The sequence below is a fragment of the Mucilaginibacter xinganensis genome (assembly GCF_002257585.1).
GTDB lineage: Bacteria > Bacteroidota > Bacteroidia > Sphingobacteriales > Sphingobacteriaceae > Mucilaginibacter > Mucilaginibacter xinganensis.
In genome coordinates this window covers 1,389,394-1,406,929 of sequence record NZ_CP022743.1, presented here as the reverse complement: position 1 = coordinate 1,406,929, position 17,536 = coordinate 1,389,394, and the positions used below count along the sequence as shown (strand labels likewise).

The following is a 17,536-nucleotide window of genomic DNA, read 5'->3' as shown; positions in this document are numbered from 1 at the left end:
TTATAACTGCGGTACTTTAATAATAGTTGTAAATATATTATCATTTGCATGAGTTTCCATCAAATCATTACGTGCAAAAAGTAAATATAATCTGCGTTGTACCCCTCTAAGCCCAAAACCAGTACCCTTTTTAGGCCTTGATGTTTGCGGATCGTAGGGGTTTTGCACCATTATTATCAGGTAGTTACCCTCCATTTCGGCGCGAATGCTTACCACTACATCGCCTATGGTATCGTACAAACCAAATTTTATAGCATTTTCAACAAGGGGCTGCAATAACATGGATGGCAGCACCGCCTGTCCAGATCTTTCATCGCAACTGATCTCCGTTTGCAAGCGGTGCCCGAAGCGTACCTTTTCAATATCAAGGTAAAGGTTAAGGTGTGCCAGCTCTTCAGTTAACGGCACCTGCTGCTGGTCATCCTTCTTTAAGGTACCGCGTAAAAAGTCCGACAGCTGGTGGATCATCCGCCGGGCCTCATCGGGCTTAAAGCCTATCAGGGCGTTTATAGAGTTAAGGCTATTGAATAAAAAGTGCGGCTGCAGCTGTTGCCTTAAGTTGTAAAGCTCGGCATCGCGGGCCAGCTGCTCGGCTTCGGCCTTGCGTTTTTCGTTATCTTTCTGGTCCAGCTGCGAGTAGTAGATCATACTGATCATAGCCATCCACCCTATCGCCAAAAAGCTGGTAAAAAACCTAATGGTTAATGAGTTCACCAGGAACCTGGTATAGGTGGGGCCGGTAGCCAAAAAAGGAAGGATCCACCTGCTGCCGAAAGTACAAATGGCAGCCAGCGCACCTATCCAGATCAGGATATTCAGGTAATTGCCTTTTTCGGGCTGGTAATAACGTAAATTATTGTTGATGAGCCAGCATGCCGAAGCCAGCAAAATTGAACAAATCAACCCATCAGTAAAGGCAATGTACCAATTAAAGTCAAAACTATGCACTACATAGCTTTGCAAGCCGGTCCAGGCCAGCCCGCATGCTATAAAAGCTGCGTACAGTTTTGATGAGGTGTGGTTTAATGGTAAGGCCATTTCTTTAAGTCCGGAAAGTCGGGAAAGGCCGAAAGTCCGGAAGATGTTTTTAGTGTTGTTGAGTTTTGAATGTAGTGCAGGGTAATCTTCGTATAGCTAAAATCCCCTGGCGTTGTTTATACAGATCAATCTTAGAAACTCCGTACGTCCACTCCTGCAAAAATTGAAACTCCTTTTAAAACCAGGATCTTTTCACTTCCCACAGCAGCGGTGCTTTTCATTCTTTTATCTTCAATACCCGCAAATACTGCGGCGATGTCGGGCACTACCTGCCAGTGCGGCGGAACAATCATTTTCACCCCGCCGAAGATCTGGGTAATATCAATAATCACTTTCCCCTGGATGTCGGCCTGGGTAAAATCCAGCTCGGCACCACCAAAAATATTTACAATTTCGCCGCCCTTAAAGTGTTTGGAAAGCACGGTTTTCTTTACCGAGCCAAAAACCGAAACAGTATCAAGGTAATCATCACCGGTTGGTTTGTACGATGCCGAAGGATTTACCGGCTCTTTCATATTGGTATAATCCTGGGTAATAGTGTAATCAACTACCGGCTCTTCAGTTACCGGCGGCGTATAAGCGGCGCTGCCCCATTTGTTATCTTTATTCCACTGGGTTTTGTCAAAATGACTGTGACGCCTTAATATCAACCACAAACCAAGGCCTATAATCGCTATTGGCCATACTATCCTGTCGGCGCGGTCAAAGTTTTCATTTATTAAAAACACAATACCTAACAGGATCAGCAAAAATGAGGAAGGTTTATGAAAATTGGTTTTGGCTCCTATAAAAAGCCCCCAACCAACAAGCCACATTGGCCAGCTGAACAACCATCCCGGCACAAAAAAGAAATCAAACTGCTTCACCAGCAGTATGGCGCCTATCGCCAGCAAAACTATCCCGGCCAGGGCCTTACCATTGCGGGGATTATTAGGGTGTACTATATCGTTGTTCATTATATTATCAGCATTTTAATCTTATCCAAAACTAAGGTAACATTATAAGTGTGCCAAACAAAAACTGGCAGTATATTTAAAGAAGTCGGTAAGATAATATAAAGTGTCGGTGAAAAAGTTGGATGCCTGATCTAAGTTTTTCTTTTTTCACAGTTTGGTCGGGGCTGAGTTAGTGACAAGTGCAGAATAGCCATGCAATATCGCTAGCAGAGTTTACTCACCCGGTCTTTGCTTCGCCCGACCTGCCCTCTCTTCCGCAAGCGGGAAAGAGGGCTCAAGAAATTCATTTAATCTTTTTTCCCTCACCTCTTTCCGCCGCAGGCGAAGAAAGGTCGACCAGCGAAGCGTAGTCGGGTGAGTTAACTGTACGCCATGCAACCACCGGTAATATCGCTTGCAGAGTTTACTCACCCCGTCTTCGCTGCGCCCGACCTGCCCTCTCTTCCGCAAGCGGTAAAGAGGGCGTGGAAAATGTTTTTATGATAAACTTTCCCTGATCTTTTCTAATACTGCTGGCATATTATTAAGTATTCCTGAATTATCAAACCGGAGTATTTTTAAGCCTAAAGAAATTAATACATCCTCCCTGTTTTTATCATATTCTTTTTTAAAATCATGAATAGGACCGTCAGCCTCAATGACCAATTTCCCTTTATGACAATAAAAATCGGGAATATAATATAGTCTCTTGCCAAACCCAGACTCAACACAAATTGGATATTGCCTCAAGAATTTATGCTCAAATAATTTTCTATTCCTGAGATGATACCATAAGGCCTTTTCAGCGGCTGTTTCACGTTGCCGTAATTCGCGACATAATTCAATTATAGAAGGCATGACTAAAGATAAAAATAAAACCTTTCCCCAACCTCTTTCCGCCGCAGGCGAAGAAGGTCGACCAGCGTAGCGTAGTCGGGTGAGTTAATTATACGTCATGCAACGCCGCCGGTAATATCGCTAGCAGAGTTTACTCACCCCGTCTTCGCTGCGCCCGACCTGCCCTCTCTTCCGCAAGCGGTAAAGAGGGCTCAAGAAATTCATTTAATCTTTTATTTGTTTCCCTCACCTCTTTCCGCCGCAGGCGAAGAGAGGTCGACCAGCGTAGCGTAGTCGGGTGAGTTAATTATACGCCATGCAACCACCGGTGATATCGCTCGCAGAGTTTACTCACCCGGTCTTCGCTTCGCCAAACCTGCCCTATCTTCCGCAAGCGGGAAAGAGGGCCCAAGAAATCCCATTTATCTTTCCCCCTCACCTCTTTCCGCCGCAGGCGAAGAGAGGGTCGGCGAGCGAAGCGATATCGGGGTGAGTTAACTGTACGCCATGCAATCGTTGAAAGCCAATTGCAGCTTTCCTAATTAACACTTACTTCCACGCTCCATTCGCCACCACTAGCCACGTCGTACGTTTTGGCAAAGTCACCCATATTCAGGGCAAATGAAACCTGTAAAAGGCTGTTCAAATAGGCCAGTGGCTTCCCTTCCGCAACAGCGCCAAAAGTTTGGGTGTAGGGCATATCGCCTTTGTAAACCTGTTTATTTTTATGAAAAATGCTAACGTGAACAACATCTCCATATTTGGGGCCAAGCTGCTTAAATAAAGTATCGGGTATGTTTGTCCACACGTTGCCGTATTGCACATCAAGCACGGGGATGTTGCCCTTTAGTATCTTGCCGTCCATCACTGCTTGCTGGTAGGGAATGCTTACCACCTGCTTGGGCAGCAGCGGCCCTACCTGCTCAAAGGTAATGGCCCCGGCAGCCAGGCGTGCGGCCGTATAGGCATACACGTCCCTGCCATGAAAGGTGTAAGATTTTTGCGAATCCTTACGGCGGTTCACCGCCTCGTTAATTTCCCTGATCTCATCAATACCTAATGATTGCGCCACCAGCGTTAAGGTGCCGTTATTGGGTGTCACAATGTATTGGCCCGATTTTGTTTTAAGCACCACCGATTTGCGCGTGGTACCCACACCCGGGTCAACTACCGAAACAAACACGGTGCCGGCGGGCCAATACCTCACAGTTTGCTCCAGGCGATAAGAGGCCTCCCAAATATTGTAAGCCGGAATTTCATGTGTAAGGTCGTAAAGCTTTAAATCGGTCGATACGCCCATGGCTACACCTTTCATTGCTGAAACAGCCCCATCTTTCAACCCAAAATCCGACTGGAAGACAACTATTTTATTTTGTGCCGATGAGAGTTTTGCTGATAACAACAGCAAGAACAGAAATGTAAGTGTTCGTAAAGTCTTGTTCATAAGGGGATAAATTTAATAACTGCTGTAAATTAATGCATTTTTATATATTTAATGCATCACAATTATATAAATGGAGACAGAGTATACAATATCAACGGGCTCAAAAATATTTAATTCAATTTTAGGAACTTTAATGATTTTCTTTTCATTATTTCTTTTTAAAATTTCTAATCTGCAGGCCGGGGCTCAACAACTAATATTCATACTTCCTATTTTATTGCTGGTTGGTGGAATATTAATTCTTATCAATCAGTTTAAAGCTAAAATAGTTATTTACGATGACCGTATTAGAAAAGTGAACGTCTTTACAAACAAGGAGTTGCTATTCAGTGATGTAAAAGGCATTAGAGTCGGAAGCAAATTGATCTTAATTGAATCCTTTACAGAATATAAACTCAGTATAAAAAACTATAGCGAGTTTGCAGGTTCTGAACAAGTAGTTGACTGGCTAATAGAAAATTTTACGAATTTAGATAAGGCAGATCTCGCGGAAGAAAAGTTGCTATTCCTGAAAGACCCTGATTTTGGATCAACAGAGAATGAACACGATGAGAAATTGAAAAGAGCTCGGCAAGTAGCTATAATTTACAATGTGGCAGGTGCTGTAATTGGCCTTCCAATGATTATTTTTGAAAGCCCTGTGTTAACAGCTTTATCGTTGATATATCCACTGCTGGGTATTGTTGTTATGAAGTTCAGCGGCGGACTGATAAAATTCATCTCTAACAAGAAAAGAAGCGTATATCCTTGGGTAATGTTTGGCTTTTATATTCCTGCGTTAACATTGTTTATTAAAGGGTTATTAGAGTTCGATATTTTAAGATATGGGCATGTTTGGATAATTGCTGTTCCAATTGGAGTGATTGTTTTTTTTCTGTTGTATGCAACCGGTTTCAACAAAAATACGGATGCGGTAAAAGGTCAGGTAATTTTTATGATAGTATTATCCTGCTTTTATGGTTATGGCAGCACCATACAAGTAAATTGCGAAATGGATAAAGCGCCGCCAACCTTAATTCATACCAAAGTTTATAATAAGTACACTGAATACAATAAACGTACCCATTATCATTTCAAACTGGTGTCATGGGATGATGATCCCGCACCAAAAGATATTGAAGTTTCACAAGCCAGATTTAACAGGTATTTGGAAGGCGATGGAATAGAGGTTTATTTAAGAAAAGGATTCCTAAATATTCCATGGTACACCCTTTCACGCTAAACAAAGAAAGCCACCCCGGATAACCAGGGCAGCTCTCAACCGCTATGAAAAATGTATTGAATTAGATCTCTTTATAAGAGGCGTCCTGTGCATGGGCTTCGTCATGTTTGGTATGTTTCATTACCATCCAGGCGCCTGTTCCAATAATGGCTATCGGCCAAACCATGCGGTCGGCATTGTCAATATTATCGGTTAGCAAAAAGGCTGTTCCAATAACCAGTAACCAGATATAAACCGGTTTTTTGAAATTATATTTGGCACCCATATAAAGGCCATACGCTATAATTGCCATTGGCCAGCTCAATAACCAATTTGGAACAAAGAACAGGTCGAGTTGATCGATAAGTAACAAACCACCTATAATGACAATGATGATTCCGGCCATTGTTTTGCCGCTGATTTTGCCGGGGGTATTTATGATAGTTTCCATTGTTTTTAGTTTTAAATCTTACCTAAAAGTACGGCAGTATTTAAGGCCCGGCAATGGAATATTGGCAAGGTGTTTACAGATGTCGGTAAGGAGGGAAAAAGTGTCGGTGAAAAAGTGGGGCAGAAAAGAAAAAGATGGAAGCGTAGAGGATGTTATAGCGAAATTTGGGTCGGCCTGTCATGGTGAGCTGGTCGAACCATGACAGGCCCGTTTTTCTTACATCCTTCTTCCTACACCTCCGGTTCCTGCTGACTTAAGCAGTGAAAGCTGCCCAGCCCCCATATAATATCGGTTGAATCAATACCCACAACCTTTCTGTCGGGGAAACAATTCTGTAAAATATCAAGTGCCTTATCGTCACTGGCACAGCGGTAAGTAGGCACAACAACAGCGGCATTGGCAACATAAAAATTAGCGTACGACGCCGGCAAACGCTGATCCTCATATACCACAGCATCAGGCATTGGCAGCTCAACAACGTTAAGCTGTTTGCCATTCAGCAGGCGCATGGTTTTTAACTCGTTAAGATTTTCCTGCAACAGGCGATAGTTTTCGTCGTTCTTGTTTTCTTCAACTACAGTAACTACAGTGTCCTCATTCACAAAGCGGGTAATATCATCAATATGTCCATCGGTATCGTCACCCACAATGCCATCGCCCAACCATAAAACCTGCTCAACCCCATAGTAGTTTTGCAGGTATTCTTCTATTTGCTGCTGGTTTAAATGCGGGTTGCGGTTTTTGTTCAGCAGGCAGGCAGTAGTGGTTATTAAAGTACCCTTACCGTTAAAATCAACCGATCCGCCTTCCATCACAATACCGGGATGGTACACCTGCAAGCCAAAATGCGCTCCTATTTTTGTGGGGATCACATCGTCCAGGTCAAACGGCGGATATTTGCCGCCCCAGGCATTATAACCCCAGTCAACAATGGCCTTCTGCTTAGCATCAGGGTTTATCAAAAACGCCGGACCATGATCCCGGCACCAGGCATCATTAGTTTCAAACTCAAAAAACTCAATACGCTTCAGATCAACACCGGCAACCATTAGCTGTTGTTTGGCAAAGGCGGCCATTTCCTCGTCCTTTACATTAATGCGCACCAGCTCGCCCGTGCTCACCACTTTAATAAACTCGCAGTACTTAGGGTATATCAGGTCTATCTTACCGGGCCATGAAGCCTCCTTATGCGGCCAGCTTAACCAGGTAGCAGTATGTCTTGCCCATTCGGCGGGGAAGTAAAAATTGTCCATAGTCGATGGTCGATGGTCCATAGTAGTTTTTGGGGCTATAGTGTATTTCTTAATGCAGTAATCATTTTCGTTAGGGATTGATATTCATCATATAGCTTTTGAAAATCATCATTGTTGATTATGTCTCTTCTTTTAGCAATAAATAAGCAAGCAACTACCTCAATTGCAGATCTTAATGCATAACTAAGAAAATTTTTGAAAACCAAATTGGTTTGACCAGTACATCCCTCGGCTATATTAAGCACCACTGAATCTGCAGCTCTTTTTATTTGAGCTGTTAAAATGAATAGCTCATCCTTCGGGAAATTATTTTTGGTTAACAGGTTAATTTCATCCGTTAGGTCCAATGCTTTTTGCCACACCTGAAGGTTTTCAAATTTAAAAGCCATTATTCGGTTTTCTTTCTATTGACTATCAACATGGACTCATTTTTGCTTTTTCCTGTCATGGTCTATGGACCATCGACCATGGACTAAAATTATTCCTCGTCCAAAAATCTCTTGGTAATCGGCTGGTATGAATCTATTCTCCTGTCGCGCATAAACGGCCAGTGGCTGCGGTAATAATCTGATTTTGCCAAATCCAATTCCTGCACCACCACTTCTTCATCATCAGTTGAAGTTTGGTGGATCAATGCCCCGAACGGATTGGCAAAGAACGATCCGCCCCAAAACTTAACGCCGGCTTCTTCGCCTACCCTGTTCACACTTACCACGTGCACACCATTAGCTACCGCGTGGGAACGCTGGATAGTTTGCCAGGCGTTATATTGTTCAACATTAGTTGCTTCATCCTGCGTGGTAGCCCAGCCAATAGCAGTTGGGTAAAACAAGATCTCGGCACCCATTAGCGCAGTAATGCGCGATGCTTCGGGATACCACTGATCCCAGCAGATGAGTACACCTATGGTAGCAAATTTGGTTTTAAATACCTTATAGCCAAGATCGCCGGGGGTAAAATAAAATTTTTCGTAAAAACCCGGATCGTCAGGAATGTGCATTTTGCGATACTTACCTAAATAAGCACCATCAGCATCCAGTACAGCGGTTGTATTATGGTAAAGGCCCTGGGCACGTTTTTCAAAAAGGGATGCTATGATCACTACGCCCAACTCTTTTGCCACTGCAGACAGCGCATCGGTTGACGGCCCGGGAATAGCCTCGGCCAGCTTAAAGTTGTCGTAATCTTCAACATCGCAAAAATAAAGCGAGGTAAATAGTTCCTGTAAGCAAACTATCTGCGCACCCCTTTTGGCTGCTTCCCTAACTTTAACAATTGCCTTATCTAAATTTTCCTGTTTGTTGGCCGTACAGGTCATTTGTACAATACCTACGTTTACTTTACTCATCCCGCTAAAAATTTGCGCAAAAATACGGTTTTAGTCCGAAATTGAGGAGACACCGCAACAGTGAAAACCGAATATTACAATAAACAAATGTTAGGATGATAAAAAAGCAGTCAACACTAGTCGCACTTTTGCCTTGTTATTGGCAGTACACCAGCCCTTTCACTGTGTCCACCAATTCGTCTAAACCAAAGGGCTTGGTAATAATGGCATCGCAGCCGCAGGCTAGCAAATCATCTTTATTTAAGTAAGCAGAGCAAATAATTACCGGGATGTTATTGAGCTGGGGGTGGGCTTTAATGCGGCGGCAGATCTCATCGCCCCGCGTGCCTGCCATTTTATAGTCAAGCATTACCAGGTCGGCCTTGTAAGCCTGTATGGCCTCAATAATATTTTCAGTTTCCGAGGTTATGGTAACCTCAAACCGCTCATATAAAAGGGCCTCTTTAACAACATCCAGTATATCCTGGTTATCGTCAAGCATTAAGATCCGCTTAAGCATAGTTAAATCAGTTAGGTTTTGTAAAAATACTATTCAAAATTGGATTGATTTTATTGATGAAAAAACTGACCCTCGACGTTTTTAAAACGCCGGGTATTGCTTTTTATTTGATTTAAAAGCCATTATTTAGCATTTTGCCGCTTTTGGTAAAAAAGCCATGTTGATAAATAATCCGAAAAAAAACTCGCTTTATTTACCTGAAACATAGTTGGCCAGGCAGCAAAAAAAGGGACGCCCATTAAAGGCGCCCCATTAATAACATTATTATCTAATCCTGTGCGCGTGGCGGGCTACACCATCGCGGCGTGCAGCGCGGATATCCTTTTTCAAGTCTTTCCGGTCCGCTTTCAAATCTTTGTTATCGGCTTTAACCGCTGCAATATCACCGGCTTTAACCGCATTTTCTTTTGCAACCTTGTCTGCCTTAATATCCTTCACATCTGTTTTCACCGCTTCAACATCAAGTTTTTTCACTTGTTTATCGGCCAGTTTAACAGGATGATCAACGCCTTCTGATTTTAATACTTTAGCATCGGCTTTAATATCCTGTTTATCGGTTTTGGCAACAGCCAGCTCAGTCTTTGCCGCAGCTATATCGCCTTTGTTAATATCGTGTTTGGCTTCGGCTTTGCTTTTGTCGTAAGCGCGAATATCCTTACGCAGGTCCTTCATTTGTGTTTTAACTTCAGGCGCGGGTGCGGTTGCGGCGGCAGGAGTGGCAGTTTGCGCAAATGTTACTGCTGCAAAGAGCATTAAAAATGGGGTAATTGCTAATTTCTTCATGTTTTTTTGATTGTTTTTTTTGATAGACTTACTTTTCAATAAATGGTTTAACAGTAATTATTATTTTAACAGATTAAATTATAATATTGCCTTTTAAATATTATAATTTATCACACCCCCTTAAATGATAAAAAACATACTTCAGCACGGCTTAGCATTGCTGCTAATCCTTGCATCTTACGCGGCTTTTGCGCAATCGGGTACAATGCCCGGCGCCACAGACAAAACCAAGCCCGACAATAAAACCAACGACGGAACATCATCATTTAAGTTTGGCGTAAACTATTCCAGCAACAATGTTTTTATGGGCCGCTCAGATACGGTGCGCACGCCGGCTATTATCCCTCAAATAAAATATACGTTAAAATCAGGCATCTACTTTTCAGGCAGCCTGGATCTCATCCCCGGCAAAAAGAAGAAAAAGCTGGACGGTGGCGATCTGTCTGCCGGTTATGATATGGACATAACGGACGACCTTTCTGCAGGTGCGTCGTACTCCAAACTGTTTTATAATTCAAACAGTACACAAATTGCATCGTCAGTAACCAGCACTTTTAACGTGAACCTGAACTACGATCTTGGTGATATCATCAGCGCTTTACTAAATGCAGATTATAACCTTAACAAAAAAGGGATTAATAACGATGTTTTTTTGAATGCAGGCATTACCCATGATTTTTCTATAACCGGGGTATTTGGCGACGATGACATTTTTCTTATTTCGCCAACGGTAGCGGGCAATGCCGGAAGTCAGAATTTTTACGACGGCTATTTAATAAAGAAAAACTTTAAAAGCGCGAAGCGTACAGCCGCACAAAATGCCCTGGTGGCGCAATACAGTGCAACGCTTGGGCGGTTCAGTTTACTGGACTATGAGCTATCCGCACCGCTGGAGTATAAAACCGGGCACTTTATATTCCAGTTTACCCCAACTTACGCCATTGTTGAAAACCAGCTACCTAAACAAATAGCTGCCGCCCTATCAACGCACACGTCCGTATTCTACTTTGAAACAGGGGTATTTTTGAAGTTTTGATTAAAGAAGGAAAAGATAAAAACACACTAACTAACCCGTCGCCGCGGAATGGTTGTAGCATTCTGACGCTGCCTCCGAAATTAAAAATCGTGGTAAAGGCTTCTGAATGTGCTGCGCAGGCCAAACGTAACTAATGCCGTTTCCCGGTTACCCAGGTTGCTAACCTTTTCATTGCGGTACACCGCCCCAAGTTCAAACCTAAGGTTGTATTTCGGGTTTATGAGGTAGGCTACTGTTCCTTCTACATAATGCAAACTGGTTGTAATGCCCTGCCCTATACTTGTTGTTGATGCGGATGCTGAGCTGGTAGCCTTAAACGGATCGTGGCCAAAATTCATAAAATCAGGATCAGAACCATATTTGGAATAACTGGCCTGCCCCATAAAATCAAAATTACCGATTGAATAATTCAGGATGCCCATAAACTCCCTGAAGTTTGCCCCCAGCGGGTGGGCCAGCGGCAGGCTGTAATCGGTATAGCTGGTAATGGCTTGCGGGCTTGCATAAGTGTATGGCTTAACGCTGTTATATTCAAACAGGTAGTTAAAACCGGTAACCTTAAAAAGGTCGGCACCGCGGATCCCCAGTTGAACCCCATTGGTATTGTCTGTATTGTTACTGCCCGAAAAGAAATCGCTGGCTTTAAAATCATCCAGCACCAACTGTCCGTAAACCGCTGTTTTATCAAATATTTTGTACTTACCGGTAAAGCCCACCAGCACATTATCTGGCTGCCCTTTTGGCCCCAGCGCACTCGAAAAGAATAACGGGTTTACATAATTTACATCAAAGCCATGATAATTTCCGTTATCGTCAGCCTCCTGCGCTATTAGGGCGTTAAAAAAGCCTAATGACAGCCGGTTATTTATGTTCCAGTCCAGGTAATGAAAAGCCGCCCACTTGCGGCGGTTGTTAACAAACGTGTCAAACTTGTGCTGGTTAATATCTTCCAGGTAAGCCCACATCATCATATACTGCACTTTTCCCAAATTAGCGGTTAGGCGCAGCAAGGGATAGTTTGCAGAAAAATCTGACAGCAGCAATGAACGGTAACCATCGCCTATAAATGTTTTATCGGTACCCAGGGTTATGTTTAGCTGTTTAATAGGTGTGTATGATATAATTGCCGTTGCGTACGACCAATCTTGTGTGCCTGTAGGCTGCCCGTGGTAACTGCGGTTATAAGCCTGGCCAGGTATAAAAGCATACCTGTTCACAATATCATTGTAATAGCCTGGAAACCTGGCCGAATTTTCAAAACCGCTGCTGTAAAACGAAAACTTGCTGCCAATGGTACCGCCCAGCTGGTAACCGCGGGTATTAAGGTTGGTAGTTATTTTATCGTTAAAATCACGGCCTATCTGCAAATCGGGTAAATAATCAGCATAAAATGTGTACTCTTTGGTTTTAACGTCAAACACATGCTCATTAAATATTTTGCGCACTATCCAGGTATGGCGGCTGCTGTCAACGCCGCGGTTCATCACGGCGTTATAAGTGGGCATTAAGCTGCTATCCAGCAAAAATGGCTTGAGCGAAGTATGGATATTGTTTTGTATGGAGTAAACGCTTGAGTTAAACTTTTGATCAAGCTGGTAAGAATATGGGATGTAAACAGACTGTGCTTTGCTTAAACCGACCGAAAACGTTATGAATGTAATAAGAAGTATTAGTTTCCTCATAGGTAAACGGTCAATATTTTTTGTGCCAACAAATTAACCATTATTTGCGATGAAATAAAAATTTGATTTTTGCGAACATATTTTTCGTGAGCGCCATCTCCCGTCGTTCTTCTTTAGCACTTTACAGTATTGCGCACCATACGTACTTTCCCGACTTTTTTACCATATTTGCACCTTTTAAGGCAACACCGTTTATTATTATGTTAAAAGATGTTAAGCTGAACTTGTTTTAGTAAAAAAAGTGTTAAAAAACCTGATATTTACCCTGCAATAAACCATTATTTGTAATCCATGCAATACAAAAAAATAAATAATCTTTTAGGCTGGCTTTGTTTTGCCATAGCATCACTTACCTACATACTAACGTTAGAGCCTTCTGTAAGCTTTTGGGACTGCGGCGAGTTCATTTCATGCGCCTACCGGTTACAGGTTGCACACCAGCCGGGCTATCCTATGTTTGCAATGCTGGGTAAAATGTTTTCACTTTTATCATTCGGCGATAATACCAAGGTGCCTTACTTTACCAACATGGGTTCGGCAATTGCCAGCGGCGCAACCATTATGTTCCTGTTTTGGAGCATTACTGCCATTGCTAAAAAAATGCTGGCAGGCAAACCCGGCGAGCCCGAAGATCAAAACCGTACCATACTGATTATGGGTGCAGGTTTGGTTGGCGCGCTTGCGTTTACTTATACTGATACCTTCTGGTTTTCGGCTGTTGAAACCATTGTATTCGCATTATCAATGCTTTGCACCGCCATAGTTTTTTGGGCAATATTAAAATGGGACGCCCATGCTGATGAGCCCGGCGCAGATAAATGGATTGTATTTATAGCGTATGTAATAGGCCTGTCCATCGGCATCCACCTGTTAAACCTGTTAACTATCCCTGCCATTGCCATGGTTTATTATTTCCGCCGTGGCAAAAACATCAGCGTTAGTGGCGCCATTGGTACATTTTTAATAGGTGTGCTTATATTGGTGTTTGTACAATACGGAATTAGGGGCTACACTATAAAAATTGCAGCTTATTTTGACCTTTTCTTTGTAAACTCACTGGGTACAGGTTTCTGGAGCGGCGCTTTTGTTTGGTTCCTTATTATAGCAGCAGTATTGGTTGGTGGCATTATCTACAGCATCCGCAATAGAAAGCCTTTAATGAACCTGGCGTTCCTTTGTATCTCTTTTATTTATTTAGGTTACAGCTCATTTGCTTATATCCCTATCAGGGCAACAGCTAATCCCGATCTCAATAACTCGCACCCTGATAATGCATTTACCCTTTACGGCTATTTAAACCGGATTCAGTATGGCGAAAACCCGCTGCTGTTTGGCCAGTACTTTGATGCCAAGGTGATTGATCAAACCGAAGGCAACACCCTTTACCGCAAAGGCAAAAACAGCTATGAAAATGCCGGTAAAAAAACAAACTATGTGTATGACCATACTACCTTTTTGCCGCGTATGTACAGCGCAGAGGGGCAGGACCCGCAATTTTACCGCCAATGGCTGCAAATGAGCGATGGCGCCGCACCAACATTTTCCGATAACCTTAAATGGCTGGGCAGCTGGCAGATTTACCAGATGTATGTGCGTTACTTTTTATGGAACTTTGTTGGCCGCTACAATGATGCCGACGGACAACAGAGCACTGCCTCTATTGATGGTAACTGGACCAGCGGTATTTTAGATGGCGGTAAACACCTCCCTAAATCTGTTGTTGACGGTACTACTTATACCCCATTATATGCGCTGCCGTTAATCATCGGTTTATTGGGCGCCATTTACCATTTTCAGCGTAAAAAACGCGATGCCCTGGTTGTATTGCTGCTATTCTTTTTTACCGGTATAGCCATTGTATTATACGTTAACCAGCCAAGCATTCAACCGCGCGAGCGTGATTACTCGTACGTTGGTTCCTTTTATGCCTTTGCCATTTGGATAGGACTGGGGGTTATTGCCCTGGCTGAACTTATCCGCGTTAAGCTGAGCCCTAAAGTTGCCGCTATTTTGGCAACCGGCGTTTGCCTGTTGGCCGCCCCGGTAATTATGGCGAAACAAGAGTGGAAAGCACATGACCGCTCAACTAAAATGACGCCGCATGATATGGCTTATAATTACCTGATCTCGTGCCCGCCCAATGCTATTTTGTTCACTTACGGCGATAATGATACTTATTCTTTGTGGTATGACCAGGAAGTTGAAGGCATCCGCCCTGATGTGCGTATTGTTAACCTGAGCTTGTTTACAGGTGATTGGTACATCCGCCAGATGCAGGGTAAAATGAATGCTTCTGAACCATTGCCCATTACTATGCCTTATGATAAATATAAAGAAGGCGTGCGCGACGTGATCTATTTTGATGATAAAAAGATCCCCGGATCAGTAGATATTAAAGAAGTTTTTGATTTCATTTCATCTGACGATAAAGCTGCACAAGTGCAATACCAGAGCGGTGATTTCGGAAATTATTTGCCTACTAAAAACTTTAAGATCACCATTAATGCTGATGATGTATTAAAGAACCACGTAATAACCCCTGATCAGAAAGATAGACTGGCATCTGTTATGGAGTGGAAATACACCTCGAATTATGTGACCAAGGAAAACCTTGCACTGTTTGATATATTGGCCCACAATAACTGGAAAAGGCCTATTTGCTTTACCACCACCATTGGTAACGAAAACCTTGTGGGCTTGCAGCCTTACCTTTATAAAGAAGGGTTTACTTACCACCTGATTCCGTTTAAACCTGACACCGCCACCCACGATCAGTTAGGCAAAATTAACAGCCTGGTGATGTATGATAACATGATGAACAAGTTTAAATACGGCAACTTTAAAACTGCCAAATTTTTAGATCATGAATCAACCACTATGTTTTACCCGGTAATGGTTACTACTTTCCTTGATTTAGCTGATGGTTTAGTAAAAGACGGTCATCCTGACCTGGCTATAAAAGCCCTGCATAAATTTGATGATGTAATGCCTGATATTAACCCGGGCCTTGAGGTTGCCGACCGTAAAATCTTTATGGCGCAAACTGCCTACGGCCTGCACGATAATGTTTTGGCAAACAAGTTTATTAACAGCGTAAACAATTATATTGTTGATCAGCTTGATTACAATTACTATTTACTGAAAGACAACAATAGTGCGCTCGATCTGCGGAATGTACAGTACGGTGTATCGTTCATTAACGCAATGGTTGGTATCACTGCCGATAATCATCAAACAGCCTTAAGCGCCAAGCTTAGCGCCGAGTTAAAGGATTACAGCAATAAGTTTGCTCCTGTTTTACAACGGCAGCAGCAATAAGCCGAAAACTGAAAAGCTGTTAAATATTATAAAACCAATCCTTAGGGGTTGGTTTTTTTGTTTTATGATAATGTCCTTTTAAAATTAGCGCTAATTATAAGTAACTTAACGCCGCTGATGTAAAGGTAGTTACCGGCTAAAAAAAGCAACCATGCGAATTTTAATATTAGGCGCAACAGGCAGAACCGGGAGGCTTTTAGTGGAAGAAGCTATCAAGCGCGGGTATGACATTAATGTATTGCTGCGCGATGAGGGTAAGCTAATGGTTAGGTCTGCCGCAATTAAAATATTCAACGGCAACCCCGCTGATGCTGGCGATTTAACCAAAGCCATGCAGGGCTGCGGGGCCGTGCTTAGCGCTTTAAATATTTCCCGCACGTCTGATTTTCCATGGGCACCATTGCGCACGCCCCGGAATTTTCTTTCCCTGGTGATGGGGCATATAATTAATGTTGCAGAACAGCTTAAAATAAAACGCGTTATTATTACCAGCGCCTGGGGCGTAAACGAAACTAAAAAGGATCTGCCCTGGTGGTTTAGCTGGATCATTGATCACAGCAATATCAGTTACGCCTACAAAGATCACCAAATACAGGAGGACCAACTCAAAAACTCAGCCTTGAACTGGACGGCAGTACGGCCCGTCGGCCTAACAAATGCTTTAAACCACAAAGCAGTAGCGGTGAGCTTTAATAACATACCCAAACCCCGCCTAACCATCAGCAGGCAAAATACAGCAAGGTTTATGCTGGATATATTGAAAAACGACTTGTACGTTAAACAAACCCCCACTATTTTTGAGAAATAACAAAGCGATTTAAATTGTAATAAACACCGGTAATATATGGCGAAAGAAATTCAGCTGCAGTCAACAATTACCTGCCCTTTATGTGGCTATCAGAAAGCCGAAACAATGCCGGTTGATGCCTGCTCGTATTTTTATGTTTGTGAAAGCTGCCAGGCGCATTTAAAACCGTTGGCCGGTCACTGTTGTGTGTTTTGCAGTTACGGCACGGTTAAATGCCCACCGATACAAGCCGGCACCTCATGTTGCGGATAATAGTAATTAATCGCTGTCAGGCTTGTAGCCTATTCGTTTTCTGGGTGGTTCAGGTTGGTCTTTTTTCTCGAGCAGCTCATCAAGGTAATGGAAAACCAATTCAATATTTTTATCGTGATTATCTACTTTCTTTTTAATGTATTCTATTTCTAAACGGAGTTCGGTGTTATTTAAAAGCATTTGCCGAAGAGCTATAAAAGCACGCATAATTGCAATATTCATTTCCTTTGCTCTTTTACTTTTCAATACGCTGGAGAGCATAGCTACGCCCGCTTCGGTAAATGCAAAAGGTGCAGAGCCCCCTAAGTATTGTTTCGAAGGTATCACATTTTGTGACACCACCGTTTCTATTTCCATGGCGTTTAATTCAAACATAAAATCATCCGGAAATAAGTCGATGTTCCTACGCACAGCTTGCTTTAGTGCCCGCGTTTCTACTCCATAAATTTCCGCAAGGTGAAGATCAAGCATTACTTTTTCCCGGCGTAATATCACTATTTTGTGGATGATGCTTTCCTGGGGTATTAGCGTGTTTATTTCCTTTTTAGCCATATATGTGTATTATGTTGTAACGATAGGTCTTGCAGCAATATTTAAAGGTATCACAAATTGTGATACCTAACTCCACCAAATAAAATCGTCAGAAATCGG

Annotated in this window: 18 protein-coding genes; 6 read left to right on the top strand and 12 right to left on the bottom strand. The window is 42.7% G+C overall.

Annotated elements, in window-relative coordinates:
* The 4 genes from MuYL_RS06190 to MuYL_RS06175 all read right to left on the bottom strand — a co-directional run bounded on the left by MuYL_RS06190 (nt 1) and on the right by MuYL_RS06175 (nt 4,254).
* Nucleotides 1–1,038, bottom strand: coding sequence for a sensor histidine kinase (locus MuYL_RS06190; protein ID WP_170309729.1), 1,038 nt, complete (start codon nt 1,036–1,038; stop codon nt 1–3).
* Between the two features lie 131 nt (nt 1,039–1,169).
* On the bottom strand, nt 1,170–1,994 hold the full coding sequence (locus MuYL_RS06185; RefSeq protein WP_094569704.1) for a LiaF transmembrane domain-containing protein: 825 nt from the start codon (nt 1,992–1,994) through the stop codon (nt 1,170–1,172).
* A 477-nt stretch (nt 1,995–2,471) separates the two neighbouring features.
* The gene (locus tag MuYL_RS06180; protein ID WP_094569703.1) at nt 2,472–2,831 is read right to left on the bottom strand and encodes an endonuclease domain-containing protein; all 360 of its coding nucleotides are present in this window, start codon (nt 2,829–2,831) and stop codon (nt 2,472–2,474) included.
* A gap of 517 nt (nt 2,832–3,348) precedes the next feature.
* Nucleotides 3,349–4,254 (bottom strand): SAM hydrolase/SAM-dependent halogenase family protein, encoded by a 906-nt coding sequence (locus MuYL_RS06175; protein WP_094569702.1) that lies wholly within the window; start codon nt 4,252–4,254, stop codon nt 3,349–3,351.
* Nucleotides 4,255–4,324: 70 nt separating this feature from the next.
* Here MuYL_RS06175 and MuYL_RS06170 point away from each other — a divergent pair, with 70 nt between their 5' ends.
* A complete protein-coding gene (locus MuYL_RS06170) occupies nt 4,325–5,476 on the top strand; it encodes a hypothetical protein (protein WP_094569701.1) in 1,152 nt (383 codons plus the stop codon).
* A gap of 61 nt (nt 5,477–5,537) precedes the next feature.
* On the opposite strand, the gene MuYL_RS06165 is transcribed toward MuYL_RS06170, so the two are convergent.
* The gene (locus MuYL_RS06165) at nt 5,538–5,906 is read right to left on the bottom strand and encodes a LiaF transmembrane domain-containing protein (RefSeq protein ID WP_094569700.1); all 369 of its coding nucleotides are present in this window, start codon (nt 5,904–5,906) and stop codon (nt 5,538–5,540) included.
* 79 nt (nt 5,907–5,985) lie between these two features.
* On the opposite strand from MuYL_RS06165, the gene MuYL_RS23720 reads away from it, so the two are divergent.
* Complete coding sequence (locus MuYL_RS23720) at nt 5,986–6,108, top strand: hypothetical protein (RefSeq protein ID WP_262493661.1); 123 nt, start codon at nt 5,986–5,988, stop codon at nt 6,106–6,108.
* A 28-nt stretch (nt 6,109–6,136) separates the two neighbouring features.
* On the opposite strand, the gene MuYL_RS06155 is transcribed toward MuYL_RS23720, so the two are convergent.
* From MuYL_RS06155 to MuYL_RS06135, 5 genes are all read right to left on the bottom strand, one after another.
* On the bottom strand, nt 6,137–7,159 hold the full coding sequence (locus tag MuYL_RS06155; RefSeq protein ID WP_245845792.1) for an agmatine deiminase family protein: 1,023 nt from the start codon (nt 7,157–7,159) through the stop codon (nt 6,137–6,139).
* Nucleotides 7,160–7,194: 35 nt separating this feature from the next.
* A complete protein-coding gene (locus MuYL_RS06150; protein ID WP_094569697.1) occupies nt 7,195–7,548 on the bottom strand; it encodes a four helix bundle protein in 354 nt (117 codons plus the stop codon).
* An 89-nt stretch (nt 7,549–7,637) separates the two neighbouring features.
* The gene (locus MuYL_RS06145) at nt 7,638–8,507 is read right to left on the bottom strand and encodes a carbon-nitrogen hydrolase (RefSeq protein ID WP_094569696.1); all 870 of its coding nucleotides are present in this window, start codon (nt 8,505–8,507) and stop codon (nt 7,638–7,640) included.
* Between the two features lie 136 nt (nt 8,508–8,643).
* Complete coding sequence (locus MuYL_RS06140; RefSeq protein WP_094569695.1) at nt 8,644–9,006, bottom strand: response regulator transcription factor; 363 nt, start codon at nt 9,004–9,006, stop codon at nt 8,644–8,646.
* 264 nt (nt 9,007–9,270) lie between these two features.
* On the bottom strand, nt 9,271–9,789 hold the full coding sequence (locus tag MuYL_RS06135) for a hypothetical protein (RefSeq protein WP_157740645.1): 519 nt from the start codon (nt 9,787–9,789) through the stop codon (nt 9,271–9,273).
* 124 nt (nt 9,790–9,913) lie between these two features.
* Here MuYL_RS06135 and MuYL_RS06130 point away from each other — a divergent pair, with 124 nt between their 5' ends.
* Nucleotides 9,914–10,825: a hypothetical protein gene (locus MuYL_RS06130; RefSeq protein WP_094569693.1), complete on the top strand. Its 912-nt coding sequence runs from the start codon at nt 9,914–9,916 to the stop codon at nt 10,823–10,825.
* Nucleotides 10,826–10,905: 80 nt separating this feature from the next.
* Here MuYL_RS06130 and MuYL_RS06125 read toward each other — a convergent pair whose 3' ends face one another.
* Nucleotides 10,906–12,507, bottom strand: a complete 1,602-nt coding sequence (locus tag MuYL_RS06125; RefSeq protein ID WP_094569692.1) for a gliding motility protein RemB — start codon at nt 12,505–12,507, stop codon at nt 10,906–10,908.
* A gap of 291 nt (nt 12,508–12,798) precedes the next feature.
* Between MuYL_RS06125 and MuYL_RS06120 the strand changes: the two genes are divergently transcribed.
* The 3 genes from MuYL_RS06120 to MuYL_RS23790 all read left to right on the top strand — a co-directional run bounded on the left by MuYL_RS06120 (nt 12,799) and on the right by MuYL_RS23790 (nt 16,885).
* Nucleotides 12,799–15,825 (top strand): glycosyltransferase family 117 protein, encoded by a 3,027-nt coding sequence (locus MuYL_RS06120; RefSeq protein WP_094569691.1) that lies wholly within the window; start codon nt 12,799–12,801, stop codon nt 15,823–15,825.
* A 151-nt stretch (nt 15,826–15,976) separates the two neighbouring features.
* Nucleotides 15,977–16,633 carry an NAD(P)-dependent oxidoreductase gene (locus tag MuYL_RS06115; RefSeq protein WP_094569690.1) on the top strand — a complete coding sequence of 219 codons (657 nt, stop codon included), beginning with the start codon at nt 15,977–15,979 and terminating at the stop codon, nt 16,631–16,633.
* Nucleotides 16,634–16,669: 36 nt separating this feature from the next.
* Nucleotides 16,670–16,885 carry a GDCCVxC domain-containing (seleno)protein gene (locus MuYL_RS23790; protein WP_094569689.1) on the top strand — a complete coding sequence of 72 codons (216 nt, stop codon included), beginning with the start codon at nt 16,670–16,672 and terminating at the stop codon, nt 16,883–16,885.
* Nucleotides 16,886–16,891: 6 nt separating this feature from the next.
* On the opposite strand, the gene MuYL_RS06105 is transcribed toward MuYL_RS23790, so the two are convergent.
* Entirely contained in the window at nt 16,892–17,437 is a 546-nt protein-coding gene (locus MuYL_RS06105; protein ID WP_094569688.1) for an ORF6N domain-containing protein, read from the bottom strand.
* Nucleotides 17,438–17,536: the final 99 nt, after the last annotated feature.

Coding starts and splice junctions, on each gene's coding strand:
- MuYL_RS06190 (WP_170309729.1), bottom strand. CDS start 1,038: ATGGCCTTACCATTAAACCACACCTCATCAAAACTGTACGCAGCTTTT.
- MuYL_RS06185 (WP_094569704.1), bottom strand. CDS start 1,994: ATGAACAACGATATAGTACACCCTAATAATCCCCGCAATGGTAAGGCC.
- MuYL_RS06180 (WP_094569703.1), bottom strand. CDS start 2,831: ATGCCTTCTATAATTGAATTATGTCGCGAATTACGGCAACGTGAAACA.
- MuYL_RS06175 (WP_094569702.1), bottom strand. CDS start 4,254: ATGAACAAGACTTTACGAACACTTACATTTCTGTTCTTGCTGTTGTTA.
- MuYL_RS06170 (WP_094569701.1), top strand. CDS start 4,325: ATGGAGACAGAGTATACAATATCAACGGGCTCAAAAATATTTAATTCA.
- MuYL_RS06165 (WP_094569700.1), bottom strand. CDS start 5,906: ATGGAAACTATCATAAATACCCCCGGCAAAATCAGCGGCAAAACAATG.
- MuYL_RS23720 (WP_262493661.1), top strand. CDS start 5,986: ATGTCGGTAAGGAGGGAAAAAGTGTCGGTGAAAAAGTGGGGCAGAAAA.
- MuYL_RS06155 (WP_245845792.1), bottom strand. CDS start 7,159: ATGGACAATTTTTACTTCCCCGCCGAATGGGCAAGACATACTGCTACC.
- MuYL_RS06150 (WP_094569697.1), bottom strand. CDS start 7,548: ATGGCTTTTAAATTTGAAAACCTTCAGGTGTGGCAAAAAGCATTGGAC.
- MuYL_RS06145 (WP_094569696.1), bottom strand. CDS start 8,507: ATGAGTAAAGTAAACGTAGGTATTGTACAAATGACCTGTACGGCCAAC.
- MuYL_RS06140 (WP_094569695.1), bottom strand. CDS start 9,006: ATGCTTAAGCGGATCTTAATGCTTGACGATAACCAGGATATACTGGAT.
- MuYL_RS06135 (WP_157740645.1), bottom strand. CDS start 9,789: ATGAAGAAATTAGCAATTACCCCATTTTTAATGCTCTTTGCAGCAGTA.
- MuYL_RS06130 (WP_094569693.1), top strand. CDS start 9,914: ATGATAAAAAACATACTTCAGCACGGCTTAGCATTGCTGCTAATCCTT.
- MuYL_RS06125 (WP_094569692.1), bottom strand. CDS start 12,507: ATGAGGAAACTAATACTTCTTATTACATTCATAACGTTTTCGGTCGGT.
- MuYL_RS06120 (WP_094569691.1), top strand. CDS start 12,799: ATGCAATACAAAAAAATAAATAATCTTTTAGGCTGGCTTTGTTTTGCC.
- MuYL_RS06115 (WP_094569690.1), top strand. CDS start 15,977: ATGCGAATTTTAATATTAGGCGCAACAGGCAGAACCGGGAGGCTTTTA.
- MuYL_RS23790 (WP_094569689.1), top strand. CDS start 16,670: ATGGCGAAAGAAATTCAGCTGCAGTCAACAATTACCTGCCCTTTATGT.
- MuYL_RS06105 (WP_094569688.1), bottom strand. CDS start 17,437: ATGGCTAAAAAGGAAATAAACACGCTAATACCCCAGGAAAGCATCATC.